The organism is Corallococcus sp. bb12-1, from assembly GCF_026626765.1.
GTDB lineage: Bacteria > Myxococcota > Myxococcia > Myxococcales > Myxococcaceae > Corallococcus > Corallococcus terminator.
Window position 1 is genome coordinate 13,064 of the sequence record NZ_JAPNJZ010000003.1, and the last position, 15,589, is coordinate 28,652.

15 protein-coding genes are annotated in these 15,589 nt (G+C 68.3%); 10 read left to right on the forward strand and 5 right to left on the reverse strand.

What is annotated here, in order from left to right:
• The first annotated feature begins 28 nt into the window (after positions 1–28).
• Both OV208_RS07735 and OV208_RS07740 read left to right on the forward strand, forming a co-directional pair.
• Positions 29–472: a hypothetical protein gene (locus OV208_RS07735; protein ID WP_267573185.1), complete on the forward strand. Its 444-nt coding sequence runs from the start codon at positions 29–31 to the stop codon at positions 470–472.
• A 130-nt stretch (positions 473–602) separates the two neighbouring features.
• Complete coding sequence (locus OV208_RS07740; RefSeq protein WP_267573186.1) at positions 603–1,685, forward strand: helix-turn-helix transcriptional regulator; 1,083 nt, start codon at positions 603–605, stop codon at positions 1,683–1,685.
• A 67-nt stretch (positions 1,686–1,752) separates the two neighbouring features.
• Here OV208_RS07740 and OV208_RS07745 read toward each other — a convergent pair whose 3' ends face one another.
• From OV208_RS07745 to OV208_RS07755, 3 genes are all read right to left on the reverse strand, one after another.
• Positions 1,753–2,364 (reverse strand): hypothetical protein, encoded by a 612-nt coding sequence (locus OV208_RS07745; RefSeq protein ID WP_267573187.1) that lies wholly within the window; start codon positions 2,362–2,364, stop codon positions 1,753–1,755.
• Positions 2,365–2,471: 107 nt separating this feature from the next.
• Entirely contained in the window at positions 2,472–3,161 is a 690-nt protein-coding gene (locus tag OV208_RS07750; RefSeq protein WP_267573188.1) for an iron-containing redox enzyme family protein, read from the reverse strand.
• A gap of 86 nt (positions 3,162–3,247) precedes the next feature.
• On the reverse strand, positions 3,248–4,042 hold the full coding sequence (locus OV208_RS07755; protein ID WP_267573189.1) for a GNAT family N-acyltransferase: 795 nt from the start codon (positions 4,040–4,042) through the stop codon (positions 3,248–3,250).
• A 228-nt stretch (positions 4,043–4,270) separates the two neighbouring features.
• Here OV208_RS07755 and aspD point away from each other — a divergent pair, with 228 nt between their 5' ends.
• From aspD to OV208_RS07795, 8 genes are all read left to right on the forward strand, one after another.
• Positions 4,271–5,953, forward strand: a complete 1,683-nt coding sequence (gene aspD, locus OV208_RS07760) for an aspartate 4-decarboxylase (protein WP_267573190.1) — start codon at positions 4,271–4,273, stop codon at positions 5,951–5,953.
• Between the two features lie 16 nt (positions 5,954–5,969).
• The gene (locus OV208_RS07765) at positions 5,970–7,073 is read left to right on the forward strand and encodes a type II asparaginase (RefSeq protein WP_267573191.1); all 1,104 of its coding nucleotides are present in this window, start codon (positions 5,970–5,972) and stop codon (positions 7,071–7,073) included.
• A gap of 270 nt (positions 7,074–7,343) precedes the next feature.
• Positions 7,344–7,943 carry a hypothetical protein gene (locus tag OV208_RS07770; RefSeq protein ID WP_267573192.1) on the forward strand — a complete coding sequence of 200 codons (600 nt, stop codon included), beginning with the start codon at positions 7,344–7,346 and terminating at the stop codon, positions 7,941–7,943.
• Entirely contained in the window at positions 7,930–8,307 is a 378-nt protein-coding gene (locus OV208_RS07775) for a hypothetical protein (protein ID WP_267573193.1), read from the forward strand. The genes OV208_RS07770 and OV208_RS07775 overlap by 14 nt, the downstream gene beginning before the upstream one ends.
• Positions 8,304–9,041, forward strand: a complete 738-nt coding sequence (locus tag OV208_RS07780) for an ImmA/IrrE family metallo-endopeptidase (protein ID WP_267573194.1) — start codon at positions 8,304–8,306, stop codon at positions 9,039–9,041. The genes OV208_RS07775 and OV208_RS07780 overlap by 4 nt, the downstream gene beginning before the upstream one ends.
• Before the next feature lie 2 nt (positions 9,042–9,043).
• The gene (locus tag OV208_RS07785; protein WP_267573195.1) at positions 9,044–10,231 is read left to right on the forward strand and encodes a hypothetical protein; all 1,188 of its coding nucleotides are present in this window, start codon (positions 9,044–9,046) and stop codon (positions 10,229–10,231) included.
• Between the two features lie 395 nt (positions 10,232–10,626).
• Positions 10,627–12,465, forward strand: coding sequence for an ATP-binding protein (locus tag OV208_RS07790; RefSeq protein ID WP_420714990.1), 1,839 nt, complete (start codon positions 10,627–10,629; stop codon positions 12,463–12,465).
• Positions 12,466–12,521: 56 nt separating this feature from the next.
• Positions 12,522–13,889, forward strand: a complete 1,368-nt coding sequence (locus tag OV208_RS07795) for a hypothetical protein (RefSeq protein WP_267573197.1) — start codon at positions 12,522–12,524, stop codon at positions 13,887–13,889.
• 10 nt (positions 13,890–13,899) lie between these two features.
• Here OV208_RS07795 and OV208_RS07800 read toward each other — a convergent pair whose 3' ends face one another.
• On the reverse strand, positions 13,900–14,223 hold the full coding sequence (locus tag OV208_RS07800) for a hypothetical protein (protein ID WP_267573198.1): 324 nt from the start codon (positions 14,221–14,223) through the stop codon (positions 13,900–13,902).
• A gap of 135 nt (positions 14,224–14,358) precedes the next feature.
• Positions 14,359–15,546, reverse strand: coding sequence for a cyclic nucleotide-binding domain-containing protein (locus OV208_RS07805; protein ID WP_267573199.1), 1,188 nt, complete (start codon positions 15,544–15,546; stop codon positions 14,359–14,361).
• Between the last annotated feature and the right edge of the window lie 43 nt (positions 15,547–15,589).

Sequence of the window (15,589 nt, forward strand, 5' to 3'; positions counted from 1 at the left end):
AACCCGTTCTTCCCAAGGAGCGACACCGATGAAGCTCCCCCTGATGGCAGCACTGGCCACCTTCGCCGTCTCCGGACAGGCGTTCGCGCAGAGCCACACCGACCACGAAACCCCACCGTTGGAGCAGCCGAGCACCGACGCACCCCAGGACAGCGCGGAGCGCTGGGACCGGGCCACGGGAGGCTCGGGCAGTTCGGGCGTCCTCCAGCCGGATGACGACGGCGCGGACAGCGTCGCGGATCCGGACCGCATCGACGAGGGTGTGGGCGGCTCCGGCACGCCGGAGCAGGGCAGCAACACCACGGGCGAAGGGTCCACGCTGCAGCCGAGCGTCCCGAACACCGGCACCCCGGGCAACAAGGGCGCGCAGATGGAAGTGACGCCGCCAGCCTGGGACAAGAACAAGCAGATGGGCAGCTCCGCCAGCCCCACCACGGGCACGCCGCCCGCCCAGGGCAGCGCGGGCAACTGACCCCACGCGCACATCAATGACAAGCATGGACGGGCCTTCCAGACAGGGGGCCCGTCCATACCCCTTGCGGGTTACAGACCCGAAGCCCTCCCCACCGCTATGCCATTGCCTGTACCGGCTGGGAGGCCCGATGAACCTCAACGCGCGCGAGCAGGCGCTCATCTCCGAGTTGACCCAGGCGCTCTCCAGCTCCCTGGACCTGACGGAGGTCCTGACGCGAGCGCAGGGCACCATCACGCAGCTGCTGCCCTCCGACTACGCGGCGCTGTGCGTGTCTCGGCCGGAGCGACCCGGCGACTACGAGTGGCTGGGCCTGGGAGCGCCTGGAGTGCTTTTCGCGCACTACCCGGAGCTGGCGGCGGTGGACTTCGTGCGCGAGTCGGTGGTGAAGCAGCCCAACGTGGCGCTCCGGGATTCGGACATGCTGTCGCGCCGGGAGTTGAAGCGAAGCCTCTTGTACCTGCGTTGCCGGGAGCTGGGGCTGCCGCTGGAGCACGTGATGGCGGTGCTGCTGGACTTGCGGCAGGACTGGCACGGAGGCTTCACGCTGTACCGGGAGCACGCCCAGCCCTTCTCCGCGCGCGAGCAGGCGCTGCTGAACTGGCTGACGCCCTACCTGGTGAACACCGTGCGCAACTGCCGCCTGTTCGGCAGCGAGGCGATGCGCGGCGACCTGCTGGACGCGCTCTTCCGCCACCAGGGCGCCGAGTGCGTCGTGTTGGATCCGCCAGAGCGTGAGCGACTGAGGACGCCGGGCGCGACGGAGATCCTGAAGCGCTGGTATCCGGAGCTGAAGGTCCATGACGCCCAGCTCCCCTCCGACTTGAGGGAGCACCTGCGAAAGCTGAGGGCCCCGGGGACGGAGCGCAAGCTGGGCGTGGACACGTGGGTGCGCTCAGGGCAGCAGCGCGACCTGAAGGTGACGTTCGTGGAGCTGCCTGAACAGCGCGGCATCCGCCCCTGGGCGCTGGTGTTCCAGGAGTGTTCCCGGGCCATTCCCATGCCGGAGCAGTGGCGTCAGATGATCTCCAAGCGCGAGGCGGACGTCGTCGAGGGCGTGCTCAGCAACTGGGCCAACGAGACCATCGCCCACGAGCTGGGACTGAAGCTCAACACGGTGAAGACCCACCTGCGGAACATCTTCCCCAAGCTGGGCATGGAGAGCCGCACGGACCTGCTCTACCACGCGGCCTGGAGGCAGAAGCCGGGGTGAGTCACGGACAGAAGAAGGGGCCCGGAGGCGGTTTCCCCCGGGCCCCTTTGCTGCGAGTGACAACGCGTTACGGTTGCTTCCGCACGCTGAGGGTGATGGACGTCATTCCCCCCGAAGGCTGGAGCGTGACACGGCCCGCGGTGAAGTCCTCCTCCCTGAACTGATACAGGAGGACACCGGTGATGGTGTCGTTGACGCTGACATCACTGTCCCAGACGCGGAAGGCCCAGGGCTCCGCGAGCAGGCGACCGGCGGTCGCGGTGCACCCGCCCGAAGTCCACGCGGGCGTATAGCTCTCCACTGCTGGTGTGACGGAGGCCACCGTCGCCCCCGGGCATTGCATCTCCACGAAGACATCCGGCGCGGAGCCATCCGCATCCCAGGCCGTGCCATTGTTGCTGGCCGTGATTTGAGCGGACGTGGGCTGGACGAACCAGACAGCCGCCGGGTCCGCACCACACGTCTGCTCCGTCTTGCAGACCTGGGCCGCGTTGCACGCCTTGCACGTGGCCCCGGCCTTGCCACACGCGGATGCGGTGTTCCCCGTCTGGCAGGTGTTGTTGAAACAGCAGCCCGTGCAATTCGCCGCCGAACACGTCACCGGGGGAGTGTTGTCCTCCCCCGGGTCGTCTCCGCCGCCGCAACCCGCCAGGAACAGTCCCGCGACCACTGCCAACATCCGATGAATCTTCATGCCTGTGTGACGCCCCCAAGAGGTCGGTGTTCGGGGCGCAGGATGTCCAGACGGGCGTTGACTGTCTTTACCTCTCCCGGGGGATGGCGCTTTCAGGGCTCCCGGAAGAAGCTCGGAAACAGGGCGCGCGTGGTGCGGGCCGACAGGAGCAGCGCGGCCTGCTCCTCCGGGGACTCGAGCTGGCCCAGCACCGCCTCCAGTTCCGCCACGTGGTCCCCGTCCGCGTTGCCGTGGCCGCGCAGGAAGGTGACCGCCTTGTGGATGTTCGGGATGCCGCTGTCCGCGATGAGCCGGTCCACCGACGCCGGGGCGCGCTCCACGGAGAGGTATTCCAGCACGTAGGCCGTGCCCAGGAACGCCGTGGGCACGCCCGACAGCGTGGTGAAGCGGTTCCACTCCACGTAGGCCCGCACCGCGGAGCAGACCGGCGCGCGCTCCACCCGCTCCGGCATCCACCCCAGGTTCTTCAGGTCCGCCAGCAGCCACTTCTCATGGCCATTCTCCTCCCCGGCCTTCTGGATCAGCAGGTCCGCGAGCGCGGTGTGCTGGCCTTCCTTCTTCATGCGCTCGCCCGAGTCCTTGAGGAACCCCGTGCTCCAGCGCACGTACTGGTACGTCTGGATGAGGTAATGGGCGTAGTCGTCCTGGCGGATGCGGCCCTCGAAGAGGCGCCGGGCGCCGGGCTTCGCATCCAGCTCCCGCACGAGCATCCGCGCCTCATTCCGCAGGGAAGCCATCCAGTCCGTCTTCGTCGTCTGCTCCTGCTTGGGCTGCTTGCACATACACGTCTCCTGCTCCGGGCCCCGAGAGGGTCCGGCGTGGTGGTTGAAGGGGTGAAGGGAAAGAAAGGGAGCGATCCAGCCCGGCGTCAGGCGGCGTCAGCGTCCAGCGTGTCGAAGAGGCGCAGCGTGCCCTGGGGAATCTCGTCCAGCGCGGCGACGAGCGGCACCGTGAAGCGGTGGAACGCCGTGTCGTAGTGGGGAGGTCCAATGAAGCGCGCGCCCATCTTGTCCGCGAAGAGCGACAGCACGGGCGGCATCTTCAGGTCGTCCAGTTCGCCCTGCCGCGCGCGCTCCAACTGCGTCGGGCCCAGGCGCATCGCCACCGGCGGGTACGGCGGCGTGGGAAATTCGAGGGTCCGCACCCGGAATCGCTCACTCACCCAACCCCGGCGCGCGGCGGCCCGGTAGATGAGGCTGGCCTCCTCGGCGCTGTCGGTCTCCATGTTCGCGGCGGCGATCCAATGGGTGACGCCCCGGCGGAGGCTCTCGCGGTAGAGGCACGCCTGGAGGTGCAGCACTGAGCGTTTGCGCCACTTCTGGCGAGCGCAGTAGCGCGTCGTCTCCGCGAACACGCGCCCCGGCGCGGCGAGCTCCGACAGGTCCAGCTTCCGCTCGATGTCGAGCCCCATCAGGCTGCCCGCCGAGGACGCCACCTCCGCATTGGGCAGGAGCAACCGCGCGGTCGCCACCGCCTCCTGGTCCGAATAGACGACGACGTGCGCGGTGGTCGGCAACGTGTCGAAGCAGTTGGCCTCACGCGGCGCCTGCGGCTTCTTGTCGCCCAGCATCCGCATCTCCACCCCGAACACTTCCCAGCGGACACGGAGCGCGTCATCCAACTCGCGCTGTGTATCCGCGACACGGCAATTCCAAGAGCTCATGGAGGGTCTCGACTCCGGCGGACTGTCTGTCCGACCTTGCCCCTTCCTTCGTCGCCGCCAGCCCGAGTGCGCTCGCCGGTCGTGTTTTTTCACCCCGCCAGGCCCACCCGCCGCGTTCGGCGCACCACCCAAGGCAACGCCTGCTGGTACCGCTCCCCCTCCCCTCCAGGCGCATGGCCTGCGTCCCGGGGGCGGGTCACCGTTGGATGGACACGGAAGGATGGCGACATGACCGAGGACACGTCCCAGGACACCCTGTCGGCGGGAGAGCAGGAATCCCCCTCCGACAGCGAGCTGCGCAGGCTCAGTCCCTTCGAGCTGAAGGACGAGCTCATCCAGGTCGCCGACGAGGCGGTGAAGACGCGCGCGGCGGTGATGCTCAACGCCGGGCGGGGCAACCCCAACTGGATCGCCACCACGCCCCGCGAGGCCTTCTTCCTGCTGGGCCAGTTCGCGCTCGCGGAGAGCCGGCGCGCATGGGACGAGCCCGGCGTGGGGCTCGCGGGCATGCCCCGCTCCCCGGGCATCGCGCGCCGCCTGCACGACTTCTTGAACGCGAGCGACGATGACGCGGGCGTGCAACTGCTGCGCGACGCGTTGGAGTACGGCGAGTCCATGCTTGGCTTCAACCCGGACCGCTTCGTCTGGGAGCTCACCGACGCGGCCATCGGGGACAACTACCCGGTGCCCGACCGGATGCTCGTGCATGCCGAGCGCATCGTGCACGAATACCTGGCGCGGGAGCTGTTCGCGGGCCGTCCGCCCCCCGGGCACTTCGACCTCTTCGCCGTCGAAGGTGGCACCGCCGCGATGACGTACATCTTCCGCTCGCTGATGGTGAACGGCCTGCTCCAGAAAGGAGACACCATCGCCCTGGGCGCGCCCATCTTCACGCCGTACCTGGAGATCCCCCGCCTGGAGGAGTTCTCCCTCCACACGGTGGACATCCAGCAGAGCGCCCACACGAAGGACGGCGTCCACACGTGGCAGTACCCGGACTCGGAGCTGCGCAAGCTGGAGGACCCGCGCATCAAGGCCTTCTTCGTCGTCAATCCCTCCAACCCGGGCGCGGTGGCCATCCAGCAGGAATCCGTCGACCGGCTGGTGGAGCTGGTGCGCACGCGCCGGCCGGACCTGCTCATCCTCACCGACGACGTCTATGGCACCTTCGTCAACGGCTTCCGCTCCATCGCGGCGGACCTGCCGCGCAACACGCTGCTCGTCTACTCCTACTCCAAGCACTTCGGCTGCACGGGCTGGCGGCTGGGCGTCGTGGCGCTGCACCAGGACAACATCCTCGACGAGGCGCTCGCGCGGCAGCCCCCGGCGCAGCGGGCGCTGATGGAGGAGCGGTATGGCTCCATCACGTTGAACCCGGGCAAGCTGAAGTTCATCGACCGGCTGGTGGCGGACAGCCGCGCGGTGGCGCTGAACCACACCGCGGGCCTGTCCCTGCCCCAGCAGCTCCAGATGACGCTGTTCTCGCTGTTCTCATTGCTGGACAAGGACAACGTCTACAAGAAGCGCTGTCAGCGCATCTGCCAGGACCGGCTCAAGGCGCTGTTCGACGGGATGGGCATCCCCCTGTGGGACGACCCGCTGCGCACGGCCTACTACCAGACGCTCGACCTGGAGGCATGGTGCCGGGAGCACATCGGCGAGGACTTCGTCCGCTTCGTCGAAGAGCACCACGACCCGCTGGACATCGTCTTCACCCTGGCGCGGCGCCACGGCGTGGTGCTGCTCAATGGCAGCGGCTTCGAGGGCCCGCCCTGGTCGGCCCGCGTGTCCCTGGCGAACCTGGACGATGACGCCTACCCGCGCATCGGGCAGGACCTCCGGGACGTGGTGCGCCGGGCCATCGACGAGTGGACGCAAGCCGGAGGCGTGCCGCCCCCGGACCTGCACTGAGCAGGAAGGAATGACCATGAAGATGCGACGCCAATCCCTCGCCTGCACGCTCGCGGCCATCCTGGCGCTCCTGCTTCCCACCCTGCCCTCGGCGCAGCCCGCAGCGAAGGCCCCGACGGCGCAGGGCCCGAAGGCGAAGGTGCGCATCGTCGCCACCGGAGGAACCATCGCGGGAGCGCAGGGGGATTCAGGTTCGTATGGCTACAAGTCCGGTGCCTTCAAGGTGGAGGACCTCATCCAGGGGGTGCCCCACCTGGACACGCTCGCCAGGCTGAGTGGTGAGCAGGTCGTGAACATTGGCAGCCAGGACATGAACGACACGGTGTGGCTGAAGCTGGCGGCGCGGGTCAACGCGCTGCTCGCGTCACCAGACGTGGACGGCATCGTGGTGACGCACGGCACGGACACGCTGGAGGAGACGGCGTACTTCCTGGACCTGGTGGTGAAGAGCGACAAGCCGGTGGTGCTGGTGGGCTCGATGCGTCCGGCCACGGCGATCAGCGCGGACGGGCCGGCGAACCTCTACAACGGCGTGGCGGTGGCGGCGTCCCCGGAGGCCCGGGGCCGGGGCGTGCTGGTGGTCATCAACGACGAAATCCACGCGGCCCGGAACGTCACCAAGATGAACACCACCAACGTGGAGACGTTCCACAGTCCGAACCGGGGGCCCGCGGGGCTGGTCAACACGGGGGCCATCACCTGGATGGACCCGGTGGACAAGAAGCACACCAAGGCCACGGAGTTCTCCGTGAAGGGCCTCAAGACGCTGCCGCGCGTGGACATCCTCTATGCGCACGCGAACATGAGCCCGGACCTCATCGAAGCGGCCGTGGACAATGGCGCGCAGGGGCTGGTCATCGCGGGCGTGGGGGACGGGAACATGACGCAGGCGTCCATCGACACGTTGGAGAAGGTCCAGCGGGAGCACGGCGTGGCGGTGGTGCGCAGCTCGCGCGTGCCCACCGGGCTGGTGCTGCGGGACAATGAAATCAACGACGACCAGAAGGGCTTCGTCGCCTCGGGTGAATTCAACCCACCCAAGTCCCGCGTGTTGTTGCAGCTGGCGCTGACGAAGACCTGCAGGCCTGAGCGTATCCAGCGGATGTTCGACGAATACTGAGACATCGCGTTCCAGCGATACCGGTGAATCCAGGGACCCTGGCCTCCACGAGGAGGCCAGGGTCTTTGTCGATCCAGGGGATCGCCACGGACCCATTGTCCCGCGAGGCACTACCCCCTCCGGGGTAGAGACACCGATCCTCCTCTTCGCCAACCTCCCGGCTCGGGCCCAGACGCTCCGCCGTCGAACTCTACAGGGCTGTAGCGAAAGTCCAGACGGGCCGTAGCCAAACCTGAAAGCGGGCGTGCGCATGCCAGTGGGATGTGGGGGATGAGTTACCCATCGAGAGAAGAGGAGCGGGCGCTTCACGACCGGGTGCTGAATCGGATGCCGGTCGCCAACAAGGAGGTCTTCGACCTCTTCGTTCCATTCATGTTGAAGACGCTCTCCCTGGAGATGCGCTGCGACCAGGAAGAAGCCAGGGAGTGTACGTTCAGGGCGATCTCCGACTACCTGGACCAGCCCGAGAGCTACGACCGGGACCAGTCGCTGTTGCGCAGCTTCCTGACGCTCGCGGCCCGGAGGAACGTGTTGGATTCACGTCGTTCCGAACAGAAGCGGATCGTGCGCGAACAAAAATTCGCGGACGTCGTCGAACTTCGGACGAGGCCTCCGAATGAAGTGATGGAGACCGCCGTGGAAACCGCCCTGGCCCTGAAACGACTCGAGCGCCGCAACATGAAGCCCAGCGACCTGGGGTTGCTCGAACTCGTCCTCCAGGGAGAAAGCTCCACCCTGGCGCTGGCCCGGCCCCTGGGTCTGGAGGGATTGCCCGCGCCCGAGCGCATGCGGGTGGTGAAGCAGAATCGCGACCGCGTCCTCAGGCAACTGAGACGCCTCGGAGAGGAGGACTCCCATGACGAATCCTGATTGGCTGGAAGCCGCGGCCGAACACAGTGCGCGGGTGCCGGGGATGCTGGGCTCCGTGTTCGCGTGGTTCCGGGACCTGGAAGAGATCTCCGTCGAAGCACTCGCCAACAAACTGGATTGCACCGTGGAAACACTCCACTGGGTGTCCCTGTGCCGCAAGCCCGAGGGCGCGGCGTTCTCCGAACACGTCAACCAGATCGCGGAGCACTTCGGCGTCGACGCCTTCGAACTGACCGGGCTCCTGCGCGACATGGAGGTCGCCGCGGGGCTGCGCGCCCAGCAGGACAGCCCCGTGGAGCCGGAGGAGCGTGGCGTGCTCATGGCCGCGCGCGACCGGCCTCGCACTCCGGAGAACAAGCCATGAGCGAGCGCTGGCTGAAGGACGCCCTCCTGTTGGCGAAGCTTCCCCAGCCAGACGTCTTTCCCCGTTCCATCGCCTCCGACGCGCAGAAGCGCATGACAGTCCGCTTCGTCGCCATGGAGGAGATGACCCTCCACGCCGTCCGCAAACACCTTGCCCGGCGTGGGTGGAAGTCCATGCCGCCGGAGGAAGGCGACGACCGGGACATGCATGGCTGCATCGTGGCCTTCTGCGGAATGGCCTACCTCTTCTACTCGCTGAAGGACTCCGAGGAGGAGCAGCGCTTCACGTCGGCGCATGAGCTGGCGCACTTCGTCCTCGACCACCTGTCCCTGCGGGAGAAGGCCCTGCGCTATTTTGGAGCCAGCATCCTCCCGGTCCTCGACAACCAACGGCTCCCGACGAAGGAGGAGCTGCTGACCTCCGCGTTGGAGGGTATCCCGACGAAGACCCAGTTCCACCTGATGGAACGGGATGACGCAGGCGACATCGACACCGGGGACGTCTTCCGCGCCGAACAACGCGCGGATCGCCTGGCCTTTGAATGGCTTGCTCCCGCGTCCGTCGCATCAGGGACCCTGAAAGGCATTCCCCGGGATGAACACGGGAAGCGCCTCCAGCGGTCCTTCGGCCTGCCCCCTCGGAAGGCCGAAGCCTACGCGCGACTCTTGCGACAGCGGGAGGACGCTCCGCGCTTTTCCCTGAGCACAGTCCTGGGTGAAAGGAACCCGAGGTAACCATGGCGGGACGAGATCCACCGGACGACAACGACCTCGCGGGGGACAGAGACTACCTCGCGTCCTTCGGGGAGACCCTGGCCCAGACGCTCAACCTGGAACGCTGGGCGAACGGGTTGGACCTGGAAGACATCATGCGCGTCTTCCGGGAGCAGATTGGCGGCTCCATGCGCAAGGAGGACGTGCTTCGCGCCACCGTGCGCCAGGAATTGCTGCCCCTGCTGAAGACCGGTCCGCAGGCCCCCAAGGGCGCTGGCGTCTATCACGCCACGGAGGAGCAACTGAAGGCCGTCCACGAGGGCCACCTCTTCCGGGGCAACGTGGAGGCGGTGAATGGACGCGCGGTCTCGCATGACACGCTGGCCCTGGGCATCACCCAGCTGGGCATCGCCGCGGTGGGCTACGGCGGTTCGTCCGGGACGTTCTCCCAGCGGCTGTTCCGCAAGGAGGTCACGTTCCAGATGGATGACCCCTTCAAACAGGCGCGTGAGTACATCGAGCGGCGGGAGACCCGCTCACGCCAGGCCCCCCGGAACAAGGACAGCCTTTCGCGGCTGGCCACCCGTGGCATCCGCACCTACGCGGAGCGGGCCATCCTGGTGGAGCGGCTCCAGGCGGAGTGGCGCATGGGCCTGGGAAATCCGCTCGCCTACGAGCTGATCACCGGCTCCGGCTACCGGGGGCTGCTGGATGCATCCCTGGAGATGCTCGGGAACCTCATCGACCGACAGCAGAAGTTCGTCTTCGTCACGGACAAGCTCGAGCACCGGGGGTTCCTCACGCTGGGGCATTCGCTGGACACGGGCGAGTACGCCATCCTCGAAACGCTGGAAGCGTACGGCGAGGAGATCCTGGACGGCTGGCGCTACGACGACGAGGGCTTCCGGAAGGCGCGGGCGTTCGTTGACAGATATTGCCCCCAGGTCGTCATGGGGCTGTACCGCGCGTCGAACAACTCCCCGCCGCGTCTGTTCTACGCGCACCAGGAGCACGTTCATTTCGCGGTGCGCGTGGCCATGGCGGACAGCATCCTCCGTCCGGAGCAGGGCTTCCCCATGCTGTTGGATGTCGCCGCGATGACCTGCCACAGCGTCTTCGGGGAGGACGGCTTCCAGGGGCTGGTCCAGGACGCCTACGCCCAGGCGGATCCCAGCCTTCAATACCTGAATGTACGCAAGATGCGTCGCTAGTCTCGACGAGGGGGAACACATCCATGTCTGACCACGGAAGAGGCCCTGGAAGCCGGGCTCCCATCCCGCCGCTCAATGGCAACGCACACCCGGGCCCCGTCAGGAACGGGCAGGCGATGCACCCCATGAATGGGAACACGCACCCGTCCTTCACGGGCCCCGACCCCCGGGCGCCCACCGGGAACCGGCCTCAGTCACAGCCCTCCTCCCCACCGATGGCGCCCAACGAGGTGAGACAAGGCCGGGCGCCCCAAGCGCCTCCCGGGAACCCGCCCCCTGGGAATCCGCCGCCCGCGGGTCGCCCTTCGGGGGGTCGAAGCATCGTTCAGGAGACGCCTCCGGAAGTCCTCCACGCGCTCGCCCATGCGCAGAAGGAAGCCCAGGAGGCAGCGAAGGTGGACCCGGAGCTGGCCTTCGCGGTGGGCTTCACCCACTTCGACACGGCGGGCAGCGAGGACAACCTCATCTCGGTGCTGTCGACGAAGGAGGACCTGCCCCGACTGGCCTCCCAGACGCTGGTGCGCGTGAAGTCGCGCGAGGACAAGCGTTCCTACCTGGGGGTCGTCGTGAGCGGTCCCTTCGCGGAGCCGAACGCCGTGCCGGCGAACTCCTCCATGGCCATTGGCGTGGTCACCCATGGCAAGAAGCTGACCTACACGTTCGACTACCACGGACGTGCCGAGGTGGAGCTGTTGGGAGAAGAGGTCGGCGGAGTCCTGCACCCTCCCCGCTTCCGGCCCCGTCCCCAGAGCCCCGTCTTCATCCTGGATGAGGAAGAGAGCGCGCGAGTCCTGGGCGTGGGAGGGCCGCTGAGCCTCGGCATGGTGGTGGGTTACGAGGGAATGGAGGCCCGGCTCAATCCGCGCGACAAGTCCATCCTGCCCCGGCACACCGGCATCATCGGGACGACGGGCGGCGGCAAGTCCACCACCGTCGCCACGCTCATCCACCGGGCGCAGCTCGCGGGCATCGCCACCATCGTGTTCGACGTGGAGGGCGAGTACACGCACATCAACAAGCCCACGGATCAACCGGCGATGCTGGAGGCCCTCAAGCGACGCCGCCAGCGGCCGGAGGGCGTGAAGGACCTGCACATCCACCACCTGCTCGGACGTGCGACGCGCAACCGGGAGCACCGCCCCCTGCACCGCTTCTCCCTGAACTTCTCCAGCCTGTCGCCCTATGCGCTGGCGGAGATCCTGGACATGTCGGATGCGCAGCAGGAGCGCTTCCTCAAGGCGTACGACGTCACCAAGCTGCTGCTGGAGGACTTCGGCGTCTTCCCGACCAACGAACACGAGCGGCGAGAGGTCATGGAGGTGGATGAGCTGTCCACCGGCTACCCCCGCATGACCATCCAGCACGTGCTGGACGTCGTGAGCGCGTATCTCTACAGCCTGAGCGACGACGGCAAGGCCGAGGCCCGCAGCTCCCGTCCCAAGGCGAGCTCCCGCAAGAAGGCCCCCGTCCAGGACGACCTGAATCTGGGAGAAGAGCCCGAGGAGGAGCCCACGCCCCTCCCCTCCAGCCTCCAACTGTTCAGCGAGTTCAAGAGCAGCCCCGGACGGGTCATGGCCCGGGTGATGGCCGCGAGCAGTCGCAATGAAATCAGCTGGAAGGCCCTGGCCAGCAAGCTGCACCGGCTGCGCCGGCTCAACATCTTCGACATGGGGTCCAGCGAGAGCGTGAAGTACGACGCGATGCTCGCGCCCGGACGCGTGTCCGTCATCGACCTGTCGGACACCGATTCTCCGCAGATCAACAACCTGGTCATCGCGGACATCCTGCGCGGTCTCCAGGAGCGGCAGGAGCAGTCCTACGAGAAGGCCAACCGCGAAGGCGGTGAGGTCACCCCGGTGCTCATCATCATCGAGGAGGCCCACGAGTTCCTGTCCGCCAGCCGCATCACGCAGATGCCCGTGCTGTTCGAACAGGTGGCGCGCATCGCGAAGCGGGGCCGCAAGCGGTGGCTGGGGCTCGTCTTCGTCACCCAGCTCCCCCAGCACCTGCCCAACGAAGTGCTGGGCCTGCTCAACAACTTCATCATCCACAAGATCACCGACGGCGCCGTCATCAACCGGATGCAGAAGACCGTGGGCAGCATCGATGAGAGCCTGTGGAACCGCGTCTCCCGGCTCGCTCCGGGACAGGCGCTGGTGTCCTTCAGCAACTTCACCCGCCCGCTGATGGTGGCCGTGGACCCGGCGCCCGTGAAGCGGCTGCTCGTCGAGTAGACGTCACGCAGAGTCCAGGGACGGTGGAGGGTGGGAGCGATATAGAGCCCCTCGCCATGCTCCTGCCCACCCTCCTCGCCTCCGCCATCGTCGCCCAGGCTCCCGCCTCCCCTGCCTTGCGCGCGGCGGAGACCCTGGGCCTGGGACCCGTCCTGGATGCCGTCGTGCACCAGGGCGTGACGTACGTCGCGCTCGGACGCGGTGGCATCGCCGTGCTCAAGCTCGACGGCGCCGCGCCCCAACTCGTGCGGCGCGTCGAGGAGGGGCGGCGCTTCGTGCGGCTCGTCATCGTCAACCAGTCACTCCTCGCCATCGAGCAGCGAGAAGAGGCCCACGCCTTCTCCCTCGCCACACCTGAACAGCCCCGGCCCGACTCGCTGGCGTCCGCGCTGGGCTCGGCGCGCGACCTCACCGTCGTCACCGAAGCGCCTCCCACCCACGCGCCTCCTCCAACGCCGACCACGACAGCCCAACGGCTGACCATCACCGCCGTGAAGGATGGCGACGTGACGCTCTCCGGCGGCGACACGGCCGGCGTGCGCGAAGGCAGCCGCGTCCGGGTCCGCACCCAGGATGCCCGCGAAGTGGTGCTGGAGGTCGTCGAGTCCCGCGAGGACTCCGCCCGCGCGCGGCTGGGCCGAGGAGAGAGCGTGCGCGTGGGGGACAGCGCCGTCGTCACCGATGCGCCCGCGACGGCGCGACTCTTCTTCCCCGAACCCGGCGTGCCGCGCCTGCGCTACGGCTTCCACGCTCGGCCCTTCCTCGCGCTGGACGCGACCACCCGGCTGGGACGCTCCGCGCGCGCGGGCGGTCTGCTGCTGGACGCGTTCGTCGCGTGGCGGCCGGGAGACAGCCCCGTGGTGCTGAGCGCCCAGTTGGAGCCCGTGGGCTTCGGTCTGGGCACCGGCCTGCGCCACACCCCGGGCGCCGCCTACGTCGCCGTGGCCTACTCCACCGACTTCCTCGAAGTGGGCATCGGCGCGGGCGCGCTGTTCGGCCAGAAGTCGTGCTACCCCGAATACGAATACGACCCCGAAACGGGCCAGCCGACTGAAGGCAAGAACGTCTGCGACTCCAACGCGGGCCCGTCCATCCAGCAGGTGCTGCGACTGGGGGCGCTCGACGGGTTCCACGTCGCGTGGAGCTCATCCATCCTCTCGCGCGACAACCAGTTCCGCTTCGGCTCGGGCCGGGGCGAAGTCCAGGTGCCCCTCACCCCCAGCCTGTCCCTCTTCGGCGCGGGGGGTGGCGCGGCCAGCGGCTGGAACTTCGGAGAGGTCGGCGTGCGCAGCTTCCTCAAGGGCAACGGTGGCGCCGGCACCACCGTGCTCTCCGCGAGCCTGGGCGTTGTCTCGCTCTCGGATGGAACCGGGAACGCGCTCACGGGCCCGTCCGTCGCGATTGGCATCGAGCGCCGGCCCTGACGCCCCCGCGTCAGTGACCGGAAGCCATCGACGCGGAGAACTCCTCCGGCACCATCGAGCCGGAGATGGGGAAGTCCCTGGGCGCCCGGTTCCACGCCTTCTTGCCTGACAGGCGACCGGGCCCACGCGGGATGCGGCGCAGCCCCATGAAGGCCAGCGACAGGATTCCCAACCCGATGGCCCCCGAGGCCACGTGGGCGAGGAGTCCCATCCGCCTGTGCTTCGAACCGCTGATGCCCAGGAGCGGCAGCGCGGCGGTGGGCGCGGAGGCCAGGACCAACCACATACGCCAGTTCGCGCGAGCCTGGGTCTTCAGTACGGTGATCGAAGCCATGGGGCGTCCTTCCGAGCAGGAGTGTCCTCCTGGAGGATGGGGGCGACCGGCTGACCGTGACAGCCCCCTCCTCGTGCTCGCCTGCCTACACCTGGGCCCAGGGAAGCAGGCACGCCCTTGCCGTTCGGGCTGCCCTCAGCCGCTCAGCGCCCGCACGCGCGCCGCGAGGCTCTGCGTGAAGAGCCGGTAGATGTGCAGCGACGCCGTGTCATGCGTGGCGAGGAAGTGCTGGAAGCTCTCGCGGGTGATGCGCAGCGCGCGCACGGCCGTCTTCGCCCGCACGTTCGCGGACACCGGACCGTCCTGCACGAGCGAAATCTCCCCCAGGTGCGAGCCCGGCCCCAGCGTGTTGAGCAGCCGCGCGTTGGCTTCGTTGCCGCTGAAGACATCCACCGACCCCTCCAGCAACACCAGCAGTCCGGTGCCGGGAGCGCCCTTCTCCAGCAGCACCGTGCCCGGCGTCGCCGTCACCGGCCGCGCCAGCCGGTACAGGTCCTTCATGTCCTCCAGCGGCAGCTCCCCGAAGATGGGAATGGCCTTGAGGAAGCGATAGCCGCTGGCCTCCGGCACGGACGCGCCCGCGGCCAGTCGCGCCAGGAGCGCCTCCGCCTCCACGTCCAGCCCCATGCGCCGCAAGAGCCGCGCCTTCTCCGTGACGAGCACCGGATCCACGCGCAGCAGTTCGGAGCTGCTCAGCGCATCCGCCAGCACCGCGAGCGCCCGGTGCGTGAAGCCTCCCGCGTCCAGCGCCTTGCAGGTGCGCAGCACCGCTTCGACGTAGCGAGGGTCTTCCGCCAGCACGCCGCCCAGCGCCTCGGCCTCCGCGTGCGCCTGGCCCAGCTTCTGGTAGAGGTCCGCGGCCTCGAAGTGGCGGCCCAGACGGACCAGGCAGTGCGCCATGGACTCGGTGGCGCCCAGGCCCCGGTACACCTCCAGCGCGCGCTCCAGCGCCCCACCCCGCTCGAAGGCCGCCGCGGCGCGCTCCACCTCGCCCGCGCGCAGGTACGCCTCCGCCGCCGCCACGTGCTGCCCACCTTGCGCGTACAGGTCCGCCACCTTCACGTCATCGCCGCTGCCGTCGAGCAGCCGCGCCGCGCCCGTGAAGTCGCGCGCCCTGCGCAGCACGTCCACCAGCCAGTGGCGCTCCTTCGCCGTCCCCTGCGAGGCCTCCTTGCGCAGACGCTCGCGCTGCGCGGCTCCCAGTTCCTCGTAGAGCTGCGCCGCGCGCTCCGGCTCTCCCTGCGCCGCCAGGGTCTGCACCACCTGGAGGGTGCCGCCTCGCAACGCGCTGCTCCGTCCGCTGCCCGCCGTTTCGCCTGCCATGTCGCCTTCCCTTCCCGGATCCGCGCCGCGTCGGACGTCGTCC